This is a genomic window from Pseudomonas sp. Ga0074129, assembly GCA_001465025.1.
GTDB lineage: Bacteria > Pseudomonadota > Gammaproteobacteria > Pseudomonadales > Pseudomonadaceae > Aquipseudomonas.
This window is the reverse complement of record LNDO01000118.1, coordinates 1-19,434: the sequence shown is the minus strand read 5'-3', so window position 1 is coordinate 19,434 and position 19,434 is coordinate 1. Positions and strand designations below refer to the sequence as shown.

Annotated in this window: 17 protein-coding genes, 1 tRNA gene and 1 pseudogene; 13 read left to right on the top strand and 6 right to left on the bottom strand. The window is 58.5% G+C overall.

Going from position 1 to position 19,434, the window contains the following annotated elements; genetic code table 11:
• Window positions 1-80 precede the first annotated feature (80 nt).
• From AUK77_RS18615 to AUK77_RS18605, 3 genes are all read left to right on the top strand, one after another.
• On the top strand, window positions 81-1,352 hold the full coding sequence (locus AUK77_RS18615; RefSeq protein ID WP_296132766.1) for a YeaH/YhbH family protein: 1,272 nt from the start codon (window positions 81-83) through the stop codon (window positions 1,350-1,352).
• Window positions 1,349-2,929, top strand: coding sequence for a SpoVR family protein (locus tag AUK77_RS18610; protein WP_296132765.1), 1,581 nt, complete (start codon window positions 1,349-1,351; stop codon window positions 2,927-2,929). The genes AUK77_RS18615 and AUK77_RS18610 overlap by 4 nt, the downstream gene beginning before the upstream one ends.
• A gap of 127 nt (window positions 2,930-3,056) precedes the next feature.
• On the top strand, window positions 3,057-4,301 hold the full coding sequence (locus AUK77_RS18605; protein WP_296132764.1) for a multifunctional CCA addition/repair protein: 1,245 nt from the start codon (window positions 3,057-3,059) through the stop codon (window positions 4,299-4,301).
• On the opposite strand, the gene folK is transcribed toward AUK77_RS18605, so the two are convergent.
• A complete protein-coding gene (folK, locus tag AUK77_RS18600; protein ID WP_296132762.1) occupies window positions 4,298-4,837 on the bottom strand; it encodes a 2-amino-4-hydroxy-6-hydroxymethyldihydropteridine diphosphokinase in 540 nt (179 codons plus the stop codon). The genes AUK77_RS18605 and folK overlap by 4 nt on opposite strands.
• Complete coding sequence (gene folB, locus AUK77_RS18595) at window positions 4,828-5,184, bottom strand: dihydroneopterin aldolase (RefSeq protein ID WP_296132761.1); 357 nt, start codon at window positions 5,182-5,184, stop codon at window positions 4,828-4,830. Before folB ends, folK begins: the two co-directional genes overlap by 10 nt.
• A 73-nt stretch (window positions 5,185-5,257) precedes the next feature.
• Between folB and plsY the strand changes: the two genes are divergently transcribed.
• Window positions 5,258-5,827 carry a glycerol-3-phosphate 1-O-acyltransferase PlsY gene (gene plsY, locus AUK77_RS18590; RefSeq protein ID WP_296132759.1) on the top strand — a complete coding sequence of 190 codons (570 nt, stop codon included), beginning with the start codon at window positions 5,258-5,260 and terminating at the stop codon, window positions 5,825-5,827.
• Between the two features lie 30 nt (window positions 5,828-5,857).
• Here plsY and tsaD read toward each other — a convergent pair whose 3' ends face one another.
• Entirely contained in the window at window positions 5,858-6,883 is a 1,026-nt protein-coding gene (gene tsaD, locus AUK77_RS18585; protein ID WP_296132757.1) for a tRNA (adenosine(37)-N6)-threonylcarbamoyltransferase complex transferase subunit TsaD, read from the bottom strand.
• A 205-nt stretch (window positions 6,884-7,088) separates the two neighbouring features.
• Here tsaD and rpsU point away from each other — a divergent pair, with 205 nt between their 5' ends.
• The 5 genes from rpsU to AUK77_RS18560 all read left to right on the top strand — a co-directional run bounded on the left by rpsU (window position 7,089) and on the right by AUK77_RS18560 (window position 15,254).
• A complete protein-coding gene (gene rpsU, locus AUK77_RS18580; RefSeq protein ID WP_003296736.1) occupies window positions 7,089-7,304 on the top strand; it encodes a 30S ribosomal protein S21 in 216 nt (71 codons plus the stop codon).
• 141 nt (window positions 7,305-7,445) lie between these two features.
• The gene (gene dnaG, locus AUK77_RS18575) at window positions 7,446-9,413 is read left to right on the top strand and encodes a DNA primase (RefSeq protein WP_296132754.1); all 1,968 of its coding nucleotides are present in this window, start codon (window positions 7,446-7,448) and stop codon (window positions 9,411-9,413) included.
• 67 nt (window positions 9,414-9,480) lie between these two features.
• Entirely contained in the window at window positions 9,481-11,325 is a 1,845-nt protein-coding gene (gene rpoD / locus AUK77_RS18570; protein ID WP_296132752.1) for an RNA polymerase sigma factor RpoD, read from the top strand.
• A gap of 102 nt (window positions 11,326-11,427) precedes the next feature.
• Window positions 11,428-15,162: an EAL domain-containing protein gene (locus AUK77_RS18565; RefSeq protein ID WP_296132750.1), complete on the top strand. Its 3,735-nt coding sequence runs from the start codon at window positions 11,428-11,430 to the stop codon at window positions 15,160-15,162.
• Window positions 15,163-15,177: 15 nt separating this feature from the next.
• Window positions 15,178-15,254: transfer RNA gene (locus tag AUK77_RS18560), tRNA-Ile, on the top strand.
• Between the two features lie 355 nt (window positions 15,255-15,609).
• Here the strand turns inward: AUK77_RS18560 and AUK77_RS18555 are convergent.
• On the bottom strand, window positions 15,610-16,077 hold the full coding sequence (locus AUK77_RS18555) for a transcriptional regulator (protein WP_017675687.1): 468 nt from the start codon (window positions 16,075-16,077) through the stop codon (window positions 15,610-15,612).
• Between the two features lie 142 nt (window positions 16,078-16,219).
• Here AUK77_RS18555 and AUK77_RS18550 point away from each other — a divergent pair, with 142 nt between their 5' ends.
• From AUK77_RS18550 to AUK77_RS18535, 4 genes are all read left to right on the top strand, one after another.
• On the top strand, window positions 16,220-16,681 hold the full coding sequence (locus AUK77_RS18550; protein ID WP_075750100.1) for a hypothetical protein: 462 nt from the start codon (window positions 16,220-16,222) through the stop codon (window positions 16,679-16,681).
• Between the two features lie 15 nt (window positions 16,682-16,696).
• Entirely contained in the window at window positions 16,697-17,104 is a 408-nt protein-coding gene (locus AUK77_RS18545) for a hypothetical protein (protein ID WP_156886319.1), read from the top strand.
• A 228-nt stretch (window positions 17,105-17,332) separates the two neighbouring features.
• On the top strand, window positions 17,333-17,731 hold the full coding sequence (locus tag AUK77_RS18540; RefSeq protein WP_075750104.1) for a hypothetical protein: 399 nt from the start codon (window positions 17,333-17,335) through the stop codon (window positions 17,729-17,731).
• 68 nt (window positions 17,732-17,799) lie between these two features.
• Window positions 17,800-18,156: a hypothetical protein gene (locus AUK77_RS18535; protein ID WP_075750106.1), complete on the top strand. Its 357-nt coding sequence runs from the start codon at window positions 17,800-17,802 to the stop codon at window positions 18,154-18,156.
• Window positions 18,157-18,379: 223 nt separating this feature from the next.
• Here AUK77_RS18535 and istB read toward each other — a convergent pair whose 3' ends face one another.
• Together istB and AUK77_RS18525 are read right to left on the bottom strand one after the other, a co-directional pair.
• On the bottom strand, window positions 18,380-19,135 hold the full coding sequence (istB, locus tag AUK77_RS18530) for an IS21-like element ISPpu7 family helper ATPase IstB (protein ID WP_003290589.1): 756 nt from the start codon (window positions 19,133-19,135) through the stop codon (window positions 18,380-18,382).
• Between the two features lie 17 nt (window positions 19,136-19,152).
• Window positions 19,153-19,434, bottom strand: a pseudogene (locus AUK77_RS18525) (IS21 family transposase); the annotation flags it as partial.

The window sequence follows — 19,434 nt, the reverse complement described above, 5'->3', positions numbered from 1 at the left end:
TTAAAGCGGCAAATCAAGAAGCCGCGCAGCGTTCACTTGCAGCTTGAGGCTTGCCGCTTAAAGCTGCCCCGGAGGGGCTTATGAGCCACGTGATCGACCGACGCCTCAATGGCAAGAACAAGAGCACGGTCAACCGCCAGCGTTTTTTGCGACGTTACCGTGAGCACATTAAAAAAGCGGTGGAAGAAGCCGTGGGCCGACGCTCCATCACCGACATGGAGCACGGCGAGCAAATCAGCATACCCGGCCGCGATACTGACGAGCCGGTGCTGCACCACGGCCGCGGGGGCCGGCAGACCACCGTGCATCCGGGTAACCGCGAGTTCACCACCGGCGAGAAAATTGCCCGCCCGCAAGGAGGCGGCGGTGGCCAAGGCGCTGGCAAGGCCAGTAACTCGGGCGAAGGCATTGATGAGTTTGTCTTCCAGATTACCCAGGAAGAGTTTCTCGACTTTATGTTCGAGGATTTGGAGCTGCCCAATCTGATCAAGCGCCATCTAACCGGCACCGACACGTTCAAGAGCGTACGCGCCGGCATCAGCAATGACGGCAATCCTTCACGCATCAACATCGTGCGCACCCTGCGATCAGCGCACGCAAGACGCATCGCTCTGTCCGGCAACAGTCGTAAAAAACTGAGGACCGCCGAAGCCGAACTGGAATTTTTGAAACGCGAACAACCGGACAATCTGACTGATATTCGGGCGCTTGAGGACGACATCATCAAGCTGCGTGCGCGGATCAAGCGGGTGCCGTTCCTCGACACCTTCGACCTCAAGTACAACCTGCTGGTCAAGCAGCCCAACCCCAGCTCCAAGGCCGTGATGTTCTGCTTGATGGATGTGTCAGGCTCGATGACGCAATCGACCAAAGACATCGCCAAGCGCTTCTTCATCCTGCTGTACCTGTTCCTCAAGCGTAACTACGACAAGATCGAGGTGGTGTTTATCCGCCACCACACCAGCGCCCGCGAAGTCGACGAGGATGAGTTTTTCTACTCGCGTGAAACCGGCGGCACCATTGTTTCCAGCGCGTTGAAGTTGATGCAGGAAATCATGGCCGAGCGCTACCCGATCAATGAATGGAACATCTATGCCGCGCAAGCATCGGATGGCGACAACTGGAATGACGATTCCCCGTTATGCCGGGATATTCTGATTAACCAGATCATGCCGTTCGTGCAGTACTTCACTTACGTCGAAATCACCCCGCGCGAGCACCAGGCGCTGTGGTTCGAGTACGAACACGTTGCCGAGGCATTCGCCGACAGTTTCGCCCAGCAACAGCTGGTGTCATCCGGCGATATCTACCCGGTATTCCGCGACCTGTTCCAGCGGAGGCTAGCCACATGAGCACCTCAGACAGCACCACCCGCGAAAGGAAACGCCAGCCGATTTCGACCGGCTCGGAGTGGACCTTCGAGCTGATCCGTCAGTACGATCGTGAAATCGCTCGCCTGGCCGAACGCTACGCACTGGACACCTACCCCAACCAGATTGAGGTCATCACCGCCGAGCAAATGATGGACGCCTATGCCTCGGTCGGCATGCCGCTGGGATACCACCACTGGTCCTACGGCAAGCACTTCCTCAGCACGGAGAAGGGCTACAAACGCGGGCAGATGGGGCTGGCCTACGAGATCGTGATCAACTCCGACCCGTGCATCGCCTACCTGATGGAGGAGAACACCATCTGCATGCAGGCGCTGGTCATCGCGCACGCGTGCTACGGCCATAACAGCTTCTTCAAGGGCAACTACCTGTTCCGCACGTGGACCGATGCCAGCTCGATCATCGATTACTTGGTGTTCGCCAAGCAGTTCATCATGCAATGCGAGGAGCGCTATGGCATCGATGCGGTGGAGGAACTGCTCGACTCCTGCCATGCCTTGATGAATTACGGCGTGGATCGCTACAAGCGCCCCTATCCGATCTCCGCCGAAGAAGAACGGCGGCGCATGAAAGACCGCGAAGAACATCTGCAAAAGCAGATCAACGACCTGTGGCGCACCATTCCAAAAAACGCCAGCAAAACCAGCGACAAAGACACCGCGCGCTTCCCTGCCGAACCGCAGGAAAACATCCTCTATTTTCTGGAAAAACACGCCCCGCTACTGGAGCCCTGGCAGCGCGAGATCATTCGTATTGTGCGCAAGATCGCCCAGTACTTTTACCCGCAACGGCAAACTCAAGTGATGAACGAAGGCTGGGCGACCTTCTGGCATTACACGCTGATGAATGACCTGTACGACGAAGGCTTGGTCACTGACGGCTTTATGTTGGAGTTTTTGCAATCGCACACCAGCGTGGTCTACCAACCGCCGTTCGACAGCCCCTACTACAGCGGCATCAACCCCTACGCATTGGGCTTTGCCATCTATCAGGACATTCGCCGTATCTGCGAAAACCCCACCGACGAAGACCGCCGCTGGTTCCCCGACATCGCCGGCAGTGATTGGCTAAGCACCCTTAAATTCGCCATGACCAGCTTCAAGGACGAGAGTTTTATCCTGCAGTACCTGTCGCCCAAAGTGATTCGCGACCTCAAGTTGTTCAGCGTGCTGGATGACGACCAGAAGAACGAGCTCTACGTGCCGGCCATCCATGATGAGCCCGGCTACCGCAGCATCCGCGAAACCCTGGCCGCGCAGTACAACCTCGGCAACCGCGAACCCAATGTACAAATCTGGAATATCGACCGCCGCGGCGACCGCTCGCTGACCTTGCGCCACCAGCAGCACGACCGCAAACCCCTGGGCAGCTCGACCGACGAAGTACTCAAGCACCTGCACCGCCTGTGGGGCTTCAATATCCACCTTGAGGTTTATCAAGGTGAGCAGTTGATCGGCAGCCATCATGTCCCACCAAAAACCGAACAGGATCAAAGCAACGACTATCCTCGGCTTGATCTGATGATTCCGCCGATCTAAATCAATGCCCCGCCGTCCAGCTGCGGCGGGGGCTTTTCGCTTCCACGCACCAGTCATCCAAGCGCGAACCAGACAGCTCACCCGCCCAGCCGTTATGCTCTGCGCAACGCAGCGTTAAGGTTTATTTATGCAGATTTATAAAGTGGGCGGCGCTGTGCGTGACCGCCTGTTAGGCCGCCCCATCAGCGAGATCGACTGGGTGGTGGTGGGTGCCAGCGCTGAACAGATGCTCGAACTGGGCTATCGACCGGTGGGGGCAGATTTCCCGGTATTTCTGCACCCCAAGACCGGCGAGGAATACGCCCTGGCTCGCACCGAGCGCAAAAGCGGGCGCGGCTACGGTGGGTTTACCTTCTTCGCCAGCCCGGATGTGACACTGGAAGAAGACCTCATCCGCCGCGACCTCACCGTCAATGCCATGGCCGAGGACGACCAAGGCACCTTGATTGACCCCTACGGCGGCCAACGTGACCTTGAAGCTCGCCTGCTGCGTCACGTCTCACCCGCCTTCGCCGAAGACCCTTTGCGCGTGCTGCGTGTGGCCCGCTTCGCCGCGCGCTATGCGCCACTGGGTTTTAGCGTTGCGCCTGAGACCCTGGCACTGATGCGCCAACTGAGCGAATCAGATGAGTTGAGCGCCCTGACGCCCGAGCGCAGCTGGAAAGAAATCTTCCGCGCGCTTATGGAACCGCGCCCGGACGTCTTCATTCAGGTACTGCGCGACTGTGGCGCGCTGCACGTGCTGCTGCCGGAAGTCGACGCCCTGTTCGGCATTCCGCAACCCGCAGCCCATCACCCGGAAATTGACACCGGTGTGCATGTGCTCAGCGTGCTGCACCAGTGCGCCGAACACCAGCAACCGCTGACGGTGCGCTGGGCCTGCTTGTTGCACGATGTCGGCAAAGGCCTCACCCCTGAAGCCGAGTGGCCCCGGCACATCGCCCATGAGCAGAAGGGCTTGAAACTGATCCGCGCGATCAATCAACGCTGCAAAGCGCCCAAGGATTGCCAGGAACTCGCCTTGCAGGTCGGTGAGTTTCACACCCACGGCCACCGCGCGCTGGAGCTGAAAGCCTCAACCCTGCTCAAACTGCTGCAAGGCTTTGATGTCTTCCGCCGACCGCAGCGCTTCGAAGAGTTTATCGCCGCTTGTGAAATGGACGCCCGTGGTCGATTAGGCCTGGAACAGCGTGACTACCCGCAAGCCGACTACCTGCGCGCCGCCCTGCAGGCCGCCCGCGCGGTCGCGGTGCAACCCTTGCTTGAGCGTGGCTTTAAGGGCGCTGAGTTGGGTGAAGCACTGAACCAGCAACGGCTTGCAGCCCTTGAGGCGTTCAAAGTGCAGAGCAACGCAAACCGAGAAAAGAGCTAGGTTAGTGCAGGATAAGTGGCTATCAAATCAGCAGGCGTCAACGCCTGCTCGCGCCAGCTAAACGCCACTGGCGACAATTGCTGATCGATGTGCGCGGCACCCCACAGATCGGCAAAACTGCGTTGCACGCCCGGATGCAGAACGTCCGGCACCAACAGCGCCAAGGGCCAGAGAACAAAGGCGTTTTTCAGGATTTCTGCCCGCGGCAGGATCAGGCCATCGAAGTTGCCGACCAAATCACCATACAACAGCACGTCGATATCCAACGGCAAGCCTTTGCGATCAGGCGCATAACGACCGTTATCGGCCTCGATGAACTTCAAGCGTCGGTCCAGTTCGCCCAACGGTAGATCACTGTAACCAGCCACTACCAGATTGAAGAACGGCCCACTTTTGATGCCCACCGGCTGGCTCTCAAACACCGGCGAGCAGCGCATGCCACTGAGCACAGCACTGAGCGCCTCGAGACCTGCGCACAGGTGCGCTTCACGGCCGATATTACTGCCCAGACCCAACAGTACGGGAGTTAGCGACATCCGCGCTCAATCTCCACGCCCACGCCGCCACTGGCAGCGGGCACCGCACCGGGCTTGGTCAACTTGAGACGAACCCAGGGAATCTGGAACTCGCTCATAAGCAGTTGCACCAAGCGCTCAGCAAAGGTTTCCACCAGAATAAACTGCGATTCGCTGGCAAATGTCTGGATACGCTGCGAAACGGTGGCGTAATCCAGCGCTTTCTCCAAGTCATCACCCGCAGCAGCCGGGCGGTTGTCCCAGCCTAGGTACAGGTCCAGGCGCAAACACTGACGAATGGTGCGCTCCCAGTCGTAGGCACCAATCACGGTGTCGACTTCCAGACCCTCAATAAAAACTGTGTCCAAGCACGCTCTCCGCGGCACGACAAGGCTGTCGCACCTAGTTAGAATCAGGGCTTCCTCGCCCGGAATGGATACCATGTTTTGGCTGTTGGCGATCTTCGCCTATCTGCTCGGCTCGTTGTCCTTCGCCATTCTGCTCAGCCGCTTGGCCGGCGGACCGGACCCGCGCGCCAGCGGCTCAGGTAATCCTGGTGCCACCAACATGCTGCGGGTCGCGGGCAAACGCCTAGCCATCTTCACCTTGATCGGCGATCTGCTCAAAGGCCTGCTGCCGATTTTGCTCGCTGATTTACTCGGTTTTAACCTGCAGCAACAAGCTTGGATTGGCCTAGCCGCTGTTATCGGCCACCTGTATCCGATGTATTTCAACTTCCGTGGCGGCAAAGGAGTCGCCACCGCGGCGGGCATGCTGCTAGGGCTCTACCCGCCAGCGGCACTGCTCGCAGTGGCTGCCTGGGCGCTGGTGTTCGTCCTGACCCGCACCAGTTCATTGGCCGCACTGATTGCCACCCCGCTGACACTGCCCCTACTGGCCTGGCAGCAGCCAGCAGCCTTGCTGCCTGTGTGCGTACTCACCGGGCTTATCGTCTGGCGGCACCGTGGCAATTTACGCGATCTGTTCGCGGGCCGTGAGCGGCATTTTTAAATCACCAAAGTGAGCGCCGTTCATCCCGGATTACAACGCCGGCAACTGCTCCATCGGCCAGCGCGCTTGCACGCTGATGGCTAAACCCTCATGTTGCCCTGCCAGCAAGCGCTGGCAACCGGCATAGGCGATCATTGCACCGTTATCGGTGCAAAACGCTGGCCGTGCATAAAAAACAGCACCCTTGAGTTCGCCGAGCATCTGTTCCAGCGACAACCGCAAAGCCTTGTTAGCACTCACGCCCCCGGCAATCACCAAGTTATTCAAGCCGGTCTGTTTCAGCGCGCGCTTGCACTTGATGGTGAGGGTATCAACCACGGCCTGCTGGAATGCCAAGGCAACGTCGCAGCGGGTCTGCTCGGAGTGATCGCCGGCAGCCTGACACTGCTGCCACGTATTCAAGGTAAAGGTTTTCAAACCACTAAAACTGAACTCAAGCCCCGGACGATCCGTCATCGGCCGCGGAAACTTGAAGCGCCCAGGCGTGCCCTGCTGCGCCAGACGCGCAATCTCCGGCCCTCCCGGATATTGCAGGCCCATCAGCTTGGCGGTCTTGTCAAACGCCTCACCTGCCGCGTCGTCCAACGACTCGCCGAGCAACTGGTATTGCCCTATGCCGTCGACACGCACCAACTGGGTGTGCCCGCCCGACACCAACAAAGCGACGAACGGAAAAGCGGGTGGCTGCTCCTCCAGCATCGGGGCCAGCAAGTGACCTTCCATATGGTGTACGCCAAGCGCCGGAATGCCCCAAGCGAACGCCAAAGCCTGAGCGCAAGATGCGCCCACCAGCAAGGCACCGACCAAGCCTGGGCCTGCGGTGTAGGCGACAGCATCAATGTCAGTTTTACTCTTGCCGGCCTCCTCAAGCACCTGGCGAATCAACGGCAGCATGCGTTTGACGTGATCGCGCGAGGCCAATTCCGGCACCACGCCACCATAAACACGGTGCAAATCAATCTGACTGAACAGCGCGTCAGCCAGCAGACCATGCTCACTGTCGTAAAGCGCGACACCGGTTTCGTCGCAAGAGGTTTCCAATCCCAGAACCAGCATGGGCAGTGCCTTGTAGTAGAGAATGCAGCTTCAAAGGCGCGCATGATAATGGCCGGTGACGCGAACCGACTAGCGCTTTTCGATCAGAGGCTTTGCATTCCTCGCGATGAGGCGGTAACATCCGCAACCCTTAAAAACCTACGTTCTCCAGCGCGATTTGCTAGGAGCAACGTTACCCCCCGGTAATAAAGAAGGTACGCCCTGGATGCCAGCCGTCAAAGTTAAAGAGAACGAACCCTTCGACGTAGCTCTGCGTCGTTTCAAGCGCTCCTGCGAAAAAGCCGGTGTTTTGGCTGAAGTTCGCAGCCGTGAATTCTACGAAAAGCCGACTTCCGAGCGTAAGCGTAAAGCAGCAGCCGCTGTTAAGCGTCACGCCAAGAAAGTGCAGCGCGAGCAGCGCCGCAGCGTTCGCCTGTACTAATCGGTACAAGCAACGCCTGAACGCCCGCGCTTCTGCGGGCTTTGCTTAAAGACTCCGCGCCACCCTCGGGTGACGATCGGAGTCTTTTAGTTTTTGCCTCTACCTGTTCTGCCCTTGCGCACAACAGTATTCTGAGCGCCTATGGCCGGCCTGATTCCACAGTCTTTTATCGACGATCTGCTCAACCGCACCGACATCGTCGACGTGGTGGGTTCGCGCATCCAGCTAAAAAAGGCCGGCAAGAACTACACTGCCTGCTGCCCCTTCCATAAAGAGAAAACCCCCTCGTTCAGCGTCAGCCCGGACAAACAGTTTTACTACTGCTTTGGCTGCGGCGCAGGCGGCAACGCACTGGGTTTTGTCATGGACCACGACCAACTGGACTTCCCCCAGGCGATCGAGGACCTGGCCAAGCGCGCCGGCATGGAAGTGCCGCGCGAAGAAGGCACCCGCAACAACAAGCCGCGCCAACCGACCGACTCACCGCTTTACCCGCTGCTAACAGCCGCCACCGAATTCTATAAGCACGCGCTGAAAAACCACCCACAACGCAAAGCAGCGATTGACTACCTGAAAGGCCGCGGCCTCTCTGGCGAGATCGCGCGCGACTTCGGCATGGGCTTCGCACCACCCGGCTGGGACAACCTGCTCAAGCAACTGGGTGGCGACGGACTGCAACAAAAGGCCATGATTGATGCCGGCCTGCTGATCGAGAACGCCGAAAACAAGCGCGTGTATGACCGCTTCCGCGATCGCATCATGTTCCCGATCCGCGACAGTCGCGGCCGAGTCATCGCCTTTGGCGGCCGCGTACTGGGCGACGAAAAACCCAAATACCTGAACTCCCCGGAAACCCCGGTGTTTCACAAGGGCCAGGAGCTGTACGGCCTGTTTGAAGCGCGCAAGCACAACCGCGATCTCGACGAGATCATGGTGGTCGAAGGCTACATGGACGTCATCGCCCTGGCCCAGCAAGGCCTGCGCAACGCCGTTGCCACCCTCGGCACCGCCACCAGCGAAGAACACCTCAAGCGCTTATTTCGCATCGTGCCCAGCGTATTGTTCTGCTTTGATGGTGACGCCGCCGGACGCAACGCCGCCTGGCGCGCACTTGAGGCCGCACTACCCAACCTGCAAGACGGGCGTCGCGCGCGCTTTTTGTTTTTACCCGACGGCGAAGACCCCGACACCCTAGTACGCAGCGAAGGCACCGATGCCTTTCGCGCACGCATCAACCAACACGCCCAACCACTGGCCGACTACTTCTTCCAGCAACTCTCGGAAGAAGCAGACCCACGCTCACTGGAAGGCAAAGCACACTTAATGACCCTGGCCGTACCGCTGATCGACAAGATCCCCGGCAACAACCTGCGCACCCTGATGCGCCAACGCCTGAGCGAAATCACAGGCCTCTCCGGCGACGCCATGAGCCAAATGGCCAGCCCCACGCGCACTAACACCACAAGCCCACCCCCGAGCCATTACCCGGACTTTGCCGAAATACCCGACAGCGCCTATTACGACCAGCCGCCCGCTCACAACGAATACGAAAATCCGAGCCCCGCACCGGCATTCGAACGCAGCCAAAGCAAAGGCGACTGGAAGAAAGACGGCGGCAAGTGGAACAAAAAAGGCAAGAACGATTTCGCCCCGCGCGCGCCCCGCACAGCGGTTAGCGTTGAATCGCCACACCTGAGTGCATTACGCACCCTGCTGCATCACCCACAACTGGCGCAAAAGGTTGAAGATGTTAGCCATTTCGCTGCCGAAGACGACACCTACGCACAACTGCTGGTCGCCCTACTCGGCGCCCTGCAAAAAAATCCAAACCTGCGCTCACTGCAACTGATCGCGCGCTGGCACGGCACCGAACAGGGCCGCCTACTGCGCGCGCTCGCAGAAAAGGAGTGGCTGATTTCAGCCGACAACCTTGAACAACAGTTTTTCGACACTATAACTAGTCTTGTCGCCCGCCAACGTGAGCGCAGCTTGGAACATTTGCTGCGCAAAGCCCGTCAAAGCGAATTAAGCACAGAAGAGAAAGATCAGCTGCGCCAGTTGCTGAGTCGAAATGTATCAACGATAACCCCAAGCCCAACTGGCGCTTAGGGGTACTACTCGGGTATAATCCGCGGCTTGTTTTTTGCCCGCCAAGACCTTCAGTGGATAGGGTGTTATGTCCGGAAAAGCGCAACAGCAGTCTCGTATCAAAGAGTTGATCACCCTGGGTCGTGAGCAGAAGTATCTGACTTACGCAGAGGTCAACGACCACCTGCCGGAAGATATTTCTGATCCCGAGCAAGTGGAAGACATCATCCGCATGATCAACGACATGGGGATCCCCGTACACGAGAGTGCTCCGGATGCGGACACCCTTATGTTGGCCGATGCCGACACCGATGAGGCCGCCGCTGAAGAAGCTGCTGCCGCACTCGCTGCGGTTGAAACCGATATCGGCCGCACCACCGACCCCGTGCGCATGTACATGCGTGAAATGGGCACCGTGGAATTGCTGACCCGCGAAGGCGAGATTGAAATCGCCAAACGCATCGAGGAAGGCATCCGCGAGGTTATGGGCGCGGTTGCTCATTTCCCCGGCACGGTCGACAGCATTCTGGCTGAGTACACCCGCGTCACCACCGAAGGTGGTCGCTTGGTTGAAGTACTGAGCGGCTACATCGACCCGGACGACGGCATTGTCCCGGCCGAAGCGGCTGCGCCGGTGCCTGTCAAAGACGGTGATGCCGCTGAAGAAGTAGAAGAAGACGACGCTGAAGCCAGCGACGACGAGGAAGAAGAAGGCGACGGTGGTCCGGATCCAGAAGAGGCCCTGCGCCGCTTTACCGCGATTGGCGATGCGCTGGCTCTCGCGAAAAAAGCGCTGAAAAAGCATGGCCGTAACAGCAAGCAAGGCATTGCCGCGCTGAAAGAAATGGCCGAGCTGTTCATGCCGATCAAGCTCGTACCTAAACAGTACGACGCGCTGGTTGTGCATGTTCGCAGCGCCTTGGAGCGTTTGCGCGCCCAAGAACGCGCCATCATGCAACTCTGTGTGCGTGACGCACGCATGCCGCGCGCCGACTTCCTGCGTCTGTTCCCCGGCAATGAAGTTGACCAGAGCTGGGCCGAAGAGCTGGCCAAGGGCAAAGCCAAGTACGCCGAAGCCATTGGCAACCTGCAGGCTGACATTCAGCGCTGCCAGCAAAAGCTGTCTGCACTGGAAGCTGAGTGCGAGCTGACGCTGGCCGAGATCAAGGACATCAACCGTCGCATGTCGATCGGCGAGGCCAAGGCCCGTCGCGCGAAGAAAGAGATGGTTGAAGCCAACTTGCGCTTGGTGATTTCGATCGCCAAAAAGTACACCAACCGTGGCTTGCAATTCCTCGATCTGATTCAGGAAGGCAACATCGGCTTGATGAAAGCGGTAGACAAGTTCGAATACCGTCGCGGCTACAAGTTCTCGACCTATGCCACTTGGTGGATTCGTCAGGCAATCACCCGCTCGATCGCCGATCAGGCGCGCACCATCCGTATTCCGGTGCACATGATCGAAACGATCAACAAGCTCAACCGTATTTCCCGGCAAATGCTGCAGGAAATGGGCCGTGAACCGACCCCGGAAGAGCTGGGTGAGCGCATGGAAATGCCTGAGGATAAGATCCGCAAGGTACTGAAGATCGCCAAAGAGCCGATCTCCATGGAAACCCCGATTGGTGACGACGAAGATTCGCACCTGGGCGACTTCATTGAAGACTCCACCATGCAATCGCCTATTGATGTGGCGACCGTGGAAAGCCTCAAGGAAGCCACCCGCGAAGTGCTCTCCGGCCTCACCGCGCGTGAAGCCAAGGTACTGCGCATGCGCTTTGGCATCGACATGAATACCGACCACACCCTTGAGGAAGTCGGTAAGCAGTTCGATGTAACCCGCGAGCGGATCCGCCAGATCGAAGCCAAGGCACTGCGTAAGCTGCGCCACCCGACGAGAAGCGAGCACTTACGCTCCTTCCTCGACGAGTAACACCAAAACCCCCGGCCTGCCGGGGGTTTTGCATTATGGGCAGTGACCCAGGATGGCACCTCGGTCTACACTTTTCGGACTCAGCCTAAAACGAGCCCGCCCATGTCGCGCTTTTCAGCCATCGCAGTGCTGTGCTTGCTTGCTTGGGCACTGCCCGCATCAAGCCTGGAACTCACGCCCGAGGAACAGGCATGGTTGGCCGCGCACCCTGAACTGAGCCTGGGCATAGACAACAACTGGCCACCGTTTGAATTCATCGACCACGACTCTCAGTATCAAGGCCTGGCTGCCGACTATGTCGCGCTGATCGAAGAACGCCTGCAGATCGCATTAACCCCCAACCCTGCACGCAACTGGAGCGAAGCCCTCGCCGATGCCAGAACCGGCAAGATCCATCTATTACCAAGCCTCACGGCCACACCTTCACGCCAGCAATACCTGACATTCACACGCCCATATCTCGACTTCCCAATCGTCATCTTGGCGCAAGAGAAAGGGCCGCAACCACGCAGCTTGCGCGAACTCGACGGACTCACTGTGGCCGTGGTGGAGAACTATGCGCCTGAGGAGTTACTGCGTGACAAACACCCAACGCTCCGCCTTTGGACACGCCCCAGCGTAGCCGCTGCATTACAAGCACTCGCAACCGGCCAGGCCGATGTGATGGTCGGCGACCTGGCCTCTAGCGCCTGGCACCTGCAACAACTCAAGCTTGATGGCATCGTGATCAGCGGACAAACACCCTACCGCTATCAACTGGCCATGGGCGTCCCGACAGAGCACGCCATCCTCGCCAGCATCATCGACAAACTCCTCGCCGAACTAAGCCCGGCTGAAGTCGCCACCATCGAACAACGCTGGATCAGTAATCTTGCTGAACAGCCCCCGTTCTGGCGCGGCCTGTTGATGTTTGGCCTTCCTGGGTTAATCGCTGCACTGCTGATCATTTTCACAGTCCTGCGCATTAACCACCGACTGCGTAACGAGATGCAGCAGCGCAACAGTCTTGAACTGGAATTACGCAACAGCGAACAACACTACCGTGGCCTGGTAGAAAGCCTGAATGCCGTGGCCTGGCAAATGAACCCCGATAACATGACCTACCTCTACGTCGCACCGCAGGCTGAAAAGCTCTTTGGCTACCCGCCACACTGCTGGCTAAAACCTGAGTTTATTCACGCCATACTGCATCCCGACGACGCGTCGCTCGCCTTGGACTACTACCGGCGCGCAGCCAATAACGCACGCGATCAAAGCTTCGATCACCGCATGCTGGCAGCAGATGGCCGAGAAGTGTGGGTGCGCGTCATCGCCACCCCCAGTCAAGAGGACGATAAACCGCTGTTAAGCGGGCTGCTCATCGACATCACCGAAAACAAATACACCGAACAAGCGCTCGCACGCTCGGAAGAGAAATTCGCCTCCGTGTTTCACAGCTGCCCCGATGTCATTGCCTTGCTTAGCGCCGAAGACGGACGCCTGATCACCGTCAACCACACCTTCGAACAGCAATTTGGCATGAGCGCCAGTGAAGCAGTCGGTCACACCAGCTCTGAACTGGGCCTATGGCTCGAACAAAGCAACGGCGCGCACATTCTGCAAATGCTCCATGAAGGACACCTGCACAACCTCGAAAGCACCTTCCGCCGCCGTGACGGCAGCCATTTCACCGCACTGATTTCCGCCCAGCAAGTAACCCTGGATGACAGCAGCACCCTCGTCGTGGCGCTACGCGATATCAGCGAACTAAAAGACGTGCAACAACGCCTGAGTGCCTCCGAGGAGAAGTTCGCCAAGGCCTTTCATGCCTCGCCAGACGGCATGTTGATCAGCCGCCAGAGCGACGGCCAACTGCTCGATGTAAACGAGGGTTTCAGCCGCATCACCGGTTACGCCATGCATGAAACAGCTGCCAGCACCACCGTTCAGCTGGGCATTTGGGCAGACCCGCTCGACCGCACCCGAATGATCAGCGCGCTTCAGCAACACGGCTCTGTCAGAGACTTCCGCGCCACCATTCGCACCAAACACGGCAACCTGCGCATCTGCGAAATGTCCGCGCAACCCATCCCGATCGAAGGCGACATGTGCATTCTGACCATCGCCCGCGACATTACCGAACGCGAGCAGATGCAGGAGTACCTCAAACAGGCTGCCACCGTTTTTGAAAGCACTGCCGAAGGCGTGATGATTACCGACCTGCAGCAGCGCATCACCGCGGTAAACCGTGCCTTCACCAGCATCACCGGCTACAGCGAAGCCGAAGCCCTTGGTAACTCACCACGCCTGATCGCCTCTGGCAGACACGACAGCGCCTTCTACGCCGCCATGTGGTACAGCCTCAGCGCCAGCGGAAACTGGCAAGGCGAAGTGTGGAACAAACGCAAAAACGGCGAGATTTACCCCGAATGGTTGACCATCAGCGCGGTGCGCGACAGCGACCAGGAGATCACCCACTTTGTCGGCGTGTTTGCCGACATCAGCTCACTCAAACACGCCCAAGCCAGCCTCGATCATCAAGCTCATCACGACCCCCTCACCGGCCTGGCTAACCGCACCCTGTTCGAAGCACGCCTGCACACCGCCATTGACGCTGCCCAAAGCGAGCAAGGAGCGGGCGCCGTACTGTTTATCGACCTCGACCGTTTCAAACACATCAACGACAGCCTCGGCCATCCGGTGGGCGACAAACTGCTGAAAAGCATCGCCGAACGCCTGCTCACCCACCTGCGCGCTATCGACACGCTGGCGCGCCTGGGCGGGGACGAATTCATTATTCTGCTGCCCGGCCAAGCCCAAGCCAGCGAAGCGGAAGCAGTCGCCAACCACCTGCTGGAATGCTTCAGCCACCCGTTCAAAGTCGACCAGCAGGAGCTGTTTATCAGCGCCAGCATTGGCATCTGCCGCTACCCCGACGACGGAGAAGACGTCGCCACATTGGTGAAAAATGCCGACGCGGCCATGTACCGCTCCAAAGCACGCGGCCGTAACCGCGTGGAGCACTACACCCGCGACCTGACCTTTCAAGCCACCGAGCGCATGGCCCTGGAGCGTGAATTGCGCCGCGCCATCGAACAGGAACAACTGCAACTCTACTACCAGCCCAAACGCAGCCTGATCGACAACAGCCTGATCGGTGCCGAAGCCCTACTGCGCTGGTATCACCCGCTGCTTGGCGAAATCAGCCCCGACCGCTTCATCCCATTGGCCGAAGAAACCGGCCTGATCATTGCCCTTGGTGACTGGGTGTTGCGCGAGTCCTGCCGGCAAATGCAACAGTGGCAAGCACAACAGCGGCCCTTCGGCGTGCTCTCGGTGAACCTGACAGGCGTGCAATTGCGCCAACCGCACTTACTGATTCGCATAGCCAGCCTGCTCGAAGAACACAACTTAACGCCCGCGTGCCTGCAACTGGAAATCACCGAAAGCTTCATCATGAACCAAGCTGAAGAAGCGCTTGTACTGCTGCACCAAATCAAAAATCTCGGCATCCAACTGGCCATCGACGACTTCGGCACCGGCTACTCATCGCTCAGCTACCTTAAGCGCCTGCCCGTCGACACCCTGAAAATCGACCAATCCTTTGTCCGCGGCCTGCCCACCGACAGCAACGACATCGCCATCGTGCGCGCCATCCTCGCCTTGGGTCGCAGCATGCAACTCACCGTCATTGCCGAGGGCGTCGAAACCCGCGCACAGGAACTGTTCCTGGCCCAAGAAGGCTGCGAACAGATACAGGGATTCATCGTCAGCCGCGCCCTCCCCGCCGACGCCTTCACAGAAAAGTTCCTCAGCCCACGCCATTCACTTGGCGCTATCCACACCGCGCCGGTATAATCCGCCCGCTTCTGAGGGCCCATAGCTCAGTTGGTTAGAGCAGAGGACTCATAATCCTTTGGTCCACGGTTCGAGTCCGTGTGGGCCCACCATATAAAACAACGACTTAGGTCAGCCACCGTGCTGGCCTTTTTTCGTTTATGGGCTCGATAAAAAATTTGCGTACCGTTTTGCGTACCGTTTCTTTTTTGCTGCGACGGAACGAAACGAGCGCTTTAGCTCGCAGCTCGACACCCAGGCAGCACGCCAATGGGCTTGTGCTACCGCCCAAACGGGTACGGGATTAGGTGTTCAGGCCGGAGAAAGGAGCTGCGTATTGCCGGAAGCGCGACACGCAGTGAGTATTGCCGCACCTCGTTTGCGACTCACTTGAGCTGTCGCACTCTCCCGCAGCAACACACGGACGATGTCGCATAAGACGTGAAACCCAATTTAAATGCCGCCTAGTCACTTCTGAGTGGCAGGCTTGACCCAATAACGCTCGACTGTCCTCACCGTAACGCCTAACTGACGCGCGATATCAGCTTTAGATAGGCCTTCGGTCTGCAATCGACGAGTCTCATCGCGGGTCGCATCAGCCTTCTGGCCACGAATTCCTCTCGCTGCATCTTTTGAGGTGACAGGCTCGAACCGCCCGGCCTCCAGAAGCAACCGAATTTGCTTGTTGTTCGCGCCAAGGTGCTCTTCAACCGCCTGACCAGCCGAGCGCGCCTCAGCAACCAAAAGCAATTGGCTCGGTGAAACGCCCAGCACTCCACATAGGGCTACCAGCGTGTCAATTCTGACTGCGGCCAGCCCCTTCTCGATCTGACGTAAGTGGGTAGCGTTGACGACTTCAGCACAAGCTTCATGCGTGAGGCCAGCCCGAAGCCTCACGTCTCTAACTACCTCACCCAACACCTTTTCGTAGCTCATCTATCGCGCTCAGAAAAGGAAGTATCAAGCCACCTTTGACGCGACACATCGTGATGGCATAGCATTACCTTGTTTCGCTACCACCAGCCACATACCGCTGTCAATAAATACAAATCAGATTCTCAAATTACTGGAGAAGCCCATGAACACCACGACACAAACCACACCCGCAGGCGGCAAGCTTCAGCTCAAGATGAACATGGAATCGCTGCAACTCCGCGTGGAACTGAAATCGCTGCTTCAGTTGTTCGGCGCACAAACATCCCTGGCAGAGCTTGCCATCACAGAGTTTGGAGGCGAACTCCGTGTTGAAGAGGCACAGGAAGCTGGGGGCTCGCTCTACTACTTGCCGCTACGACTAACCCCAGACTTCATTGACCACATCCTGGATCAACTTTGCCCGGATAGCAGACGCGCAGCCATTGAGTGCCTTAATAAGTATCGCTCTGCATGGAACAGGGCCGATCAAGACACCGCACAGATGCTGGAGAAAAATGCTGATCTGCGAAGATCACTACAGCTGTTCAAGAAACAAGAACAGATGGTCCACACTCTCAGGAAGATGCTCTCCTCGCTTCAAAAAAACCGCCAACCGGCGCTCTAACTCAGGGCCGCCGTCATGACTACCAAACGTCCAAAAGAGTTTTTAACTCCCACGCCCCAAGAAATCCTTAACGCAATAACGCTCTGGCAGAGCATGCACGGGGCCCCCAACGGGCAAATCACGCGGGTCGCAAGGATGGAGCGAGAATTCACGACAGTCTTCGGGGGCAGCTTCGGCACCGTCTCGATTGATCAATTGCCGCAGGCGATAGATGTACTGTGCAATGTCATCGCCAACCTGGACCTGCTTAGCCTCAGGTCGGCGACCAAGAGACTGGAACTGATCATGGAGCATCTGGTCACGACAATCGGCAAAGGGTCAGGTCGTGCAGGCTTCGCCGATGCAGAAGCCCTCACAAGCGCACTCCAACTCGCGCGACTAGAGCCAGACTTCCCTTACACCTACCCGGGCTGGGCTAAGTAAAATGGCCGACCTCACTCCGCTGGCTGAACTTTTTCCGGGTTTCAGCCTGCCTATGCCAGGCAGCTCAATGTCGGATAAAAAGGCACTCAGCTGCGCCAGCAAGCACTTTCCTAGCACGTCAGGCCTGCAACATGCAGCAGACTCCATGAGCGGTAGTGGGCAGCTAGCTGCCCCAGCTATTGCCCGGAATGTCACAAGCCATCCTCAGAGGATATGGATCAATCAACCATGAATTCACTGAAAGAAATCACAGAGCTACTTTACGCAGTAGGGGTGTCCATGCCCGGCAGCCCCATGTCCGACGAAGAGGCACTCAGCTATGCCCGAAAGAACTTCCCCTATGGAAATTTTTGCCTGGTGCGTGACTGGCTGTGGCTCGATATAGAGACCACGGACGCTCAACGGCATGCCCTGGAGAAGACACAACGCCAGCCGGCTTTGATCTATGCGCACCAGGTTGTCTTCGACAGCGAGCGACGATGGGATGTCGGCGACTTCGTGAGAACTTCGCTACTGCATCAGTTCAGCGAGGGATTTCATTTCAGAACGCTCAATTCTGTGTACCTGCTACTGGGCCCCGGTACTCGCAAGCCTGCCAGCGCCGACACCATCGCATGCCTGATTTAAGCCATTGAGTATCCCGGTGAACACACGGCCTCAACCAGCAGTTGATCATTGATCTGTGAGGAGCAGTAATGCGCCCAATTTCTCCCGAGAATATGCGGAAGCTGCGCAAGGCTCAGGCATACCCTTTCAGCCAGCCGGTCACGGCCTATCTCACTGATGCCCATATCGCGGCATGCTGCTGCCTGGGAGTAATGCATCGACATGTCAGGGCTGATCCGCTCGGTGGGCGATTTGCCGATGGGCGTCTGATCCGCACCTCGGACATCCTGCGTATCGAACTGGAGGGAGAGTTCTGGGTGCTCCACACATACACAGGAAGCTTCTATGTCATCGCCTCGTTCCACCCAGGTGGATACCAATCCCTAATGGACTATCAGGCATTTCTGCCTCAGGGCTTCTATCCGACGCCTGATCGGCTCCACTGACTCAATTCAGAAAGAGGCCAAGCCGTGTCATGAAGATCATAACTCCTTCTTCATCTCCACGCCTGGGATCATTGCTGGTCTTTCCGGGGATATCAACGACCTGTTCCTGACTCACCTTTTCTGGGCCGGCCCGATCTGGCCAGGCATTCCAGGGCCATCTGGCCACCTGTTCCACGGCCATCCGGCCGGGCAGTCGGAGCGCAGCGACGCAGGGGTGGCATTGTTAGTCCGGGTTGGCTGGCGTCGTCAATTTCTGCGTCCGTTTGCGCATTGATTCACCCTTCAGATTGATCCGGTAAGCGTTGTGCACCAGGCGGTCGAGGATAGCGTCGGCCAGGGTCGGATCGCCGATCAGTTCGTGCCAGTTGTCCACCGGCATCTGGCTGGTAACGATGGTCGAGCGCTGGCCGTAGCGGTCGTCCAGTAGCTCCAGCATGTCGCGCCGCTGTTCGGCGGTGAACGGGGCCAAGCCCCAGTCATCGAGGATCAGCAGGTCGGTCTTGGCGTAGCTGCTCATCAGCTTGGCGAAGCGCCCGTCGCCATGGGCCAGACCCAGTTCTTCCAGCAAACGCGGCAAGCGCAGGTAACGCACGCTGTAGCCTTCTCGGCAGGCCTGGTGGGCCAGGGCGCAGGCCAGCCAGGTTTTACCGACACCGGTGGGGCCGCCGATGATCAGGTTGAGGCCGTCGCGTAGCCACTGGCCGCCGCTCAGTTGCAGGATCAGCGCCTTATCCAGCCCGCGCGGGCTGCGGTAGTCGATGTCTTCGAGGCAGGCGTTGTGCTTGAGCCGGGCCTGGCGCAGGCGGCTGCTCAGGCGCTTGTCGTCGCGTTCAGTCAGCTCGCGGTCGACCAGCAGGCCGAGGCGTTCCTCGAAGCTCAGGCTGTCGATGTCCGGGGTTTTCAGTTGTTCGTTCAGCGCCTTGAGCATGCCGTGCAGGCGCAGGGTTTGCAGCTTGTCCAGGGTCGGATGGGGCAGCATGGTGGGATTCCTTGTGTTCAGTGGTAGTAGCCGGGGCCGCGCAGGTTGGCGTGGTCGTCCGGCAGCAGGGGCAGGTGCTGCTGGGCCAGCGGCAGGTTCTCCAGCCCCTGGCGCAGGATCGATTCGAGGCTCTTGTAGCTGCACGTGCCGAGGCTGATGGCGCGACGGCAGGCCAACTCCAGGCGCACTTCGCCGTGGGTTTTGCCCAGGCGCAGGATGCCCAGGCAGGCCCGGTAGCCCTGCTGCGGATGGATGCGCCGTTCGAGGATGTGCCGGATCACGCCGGCGGTGTTCGGCCC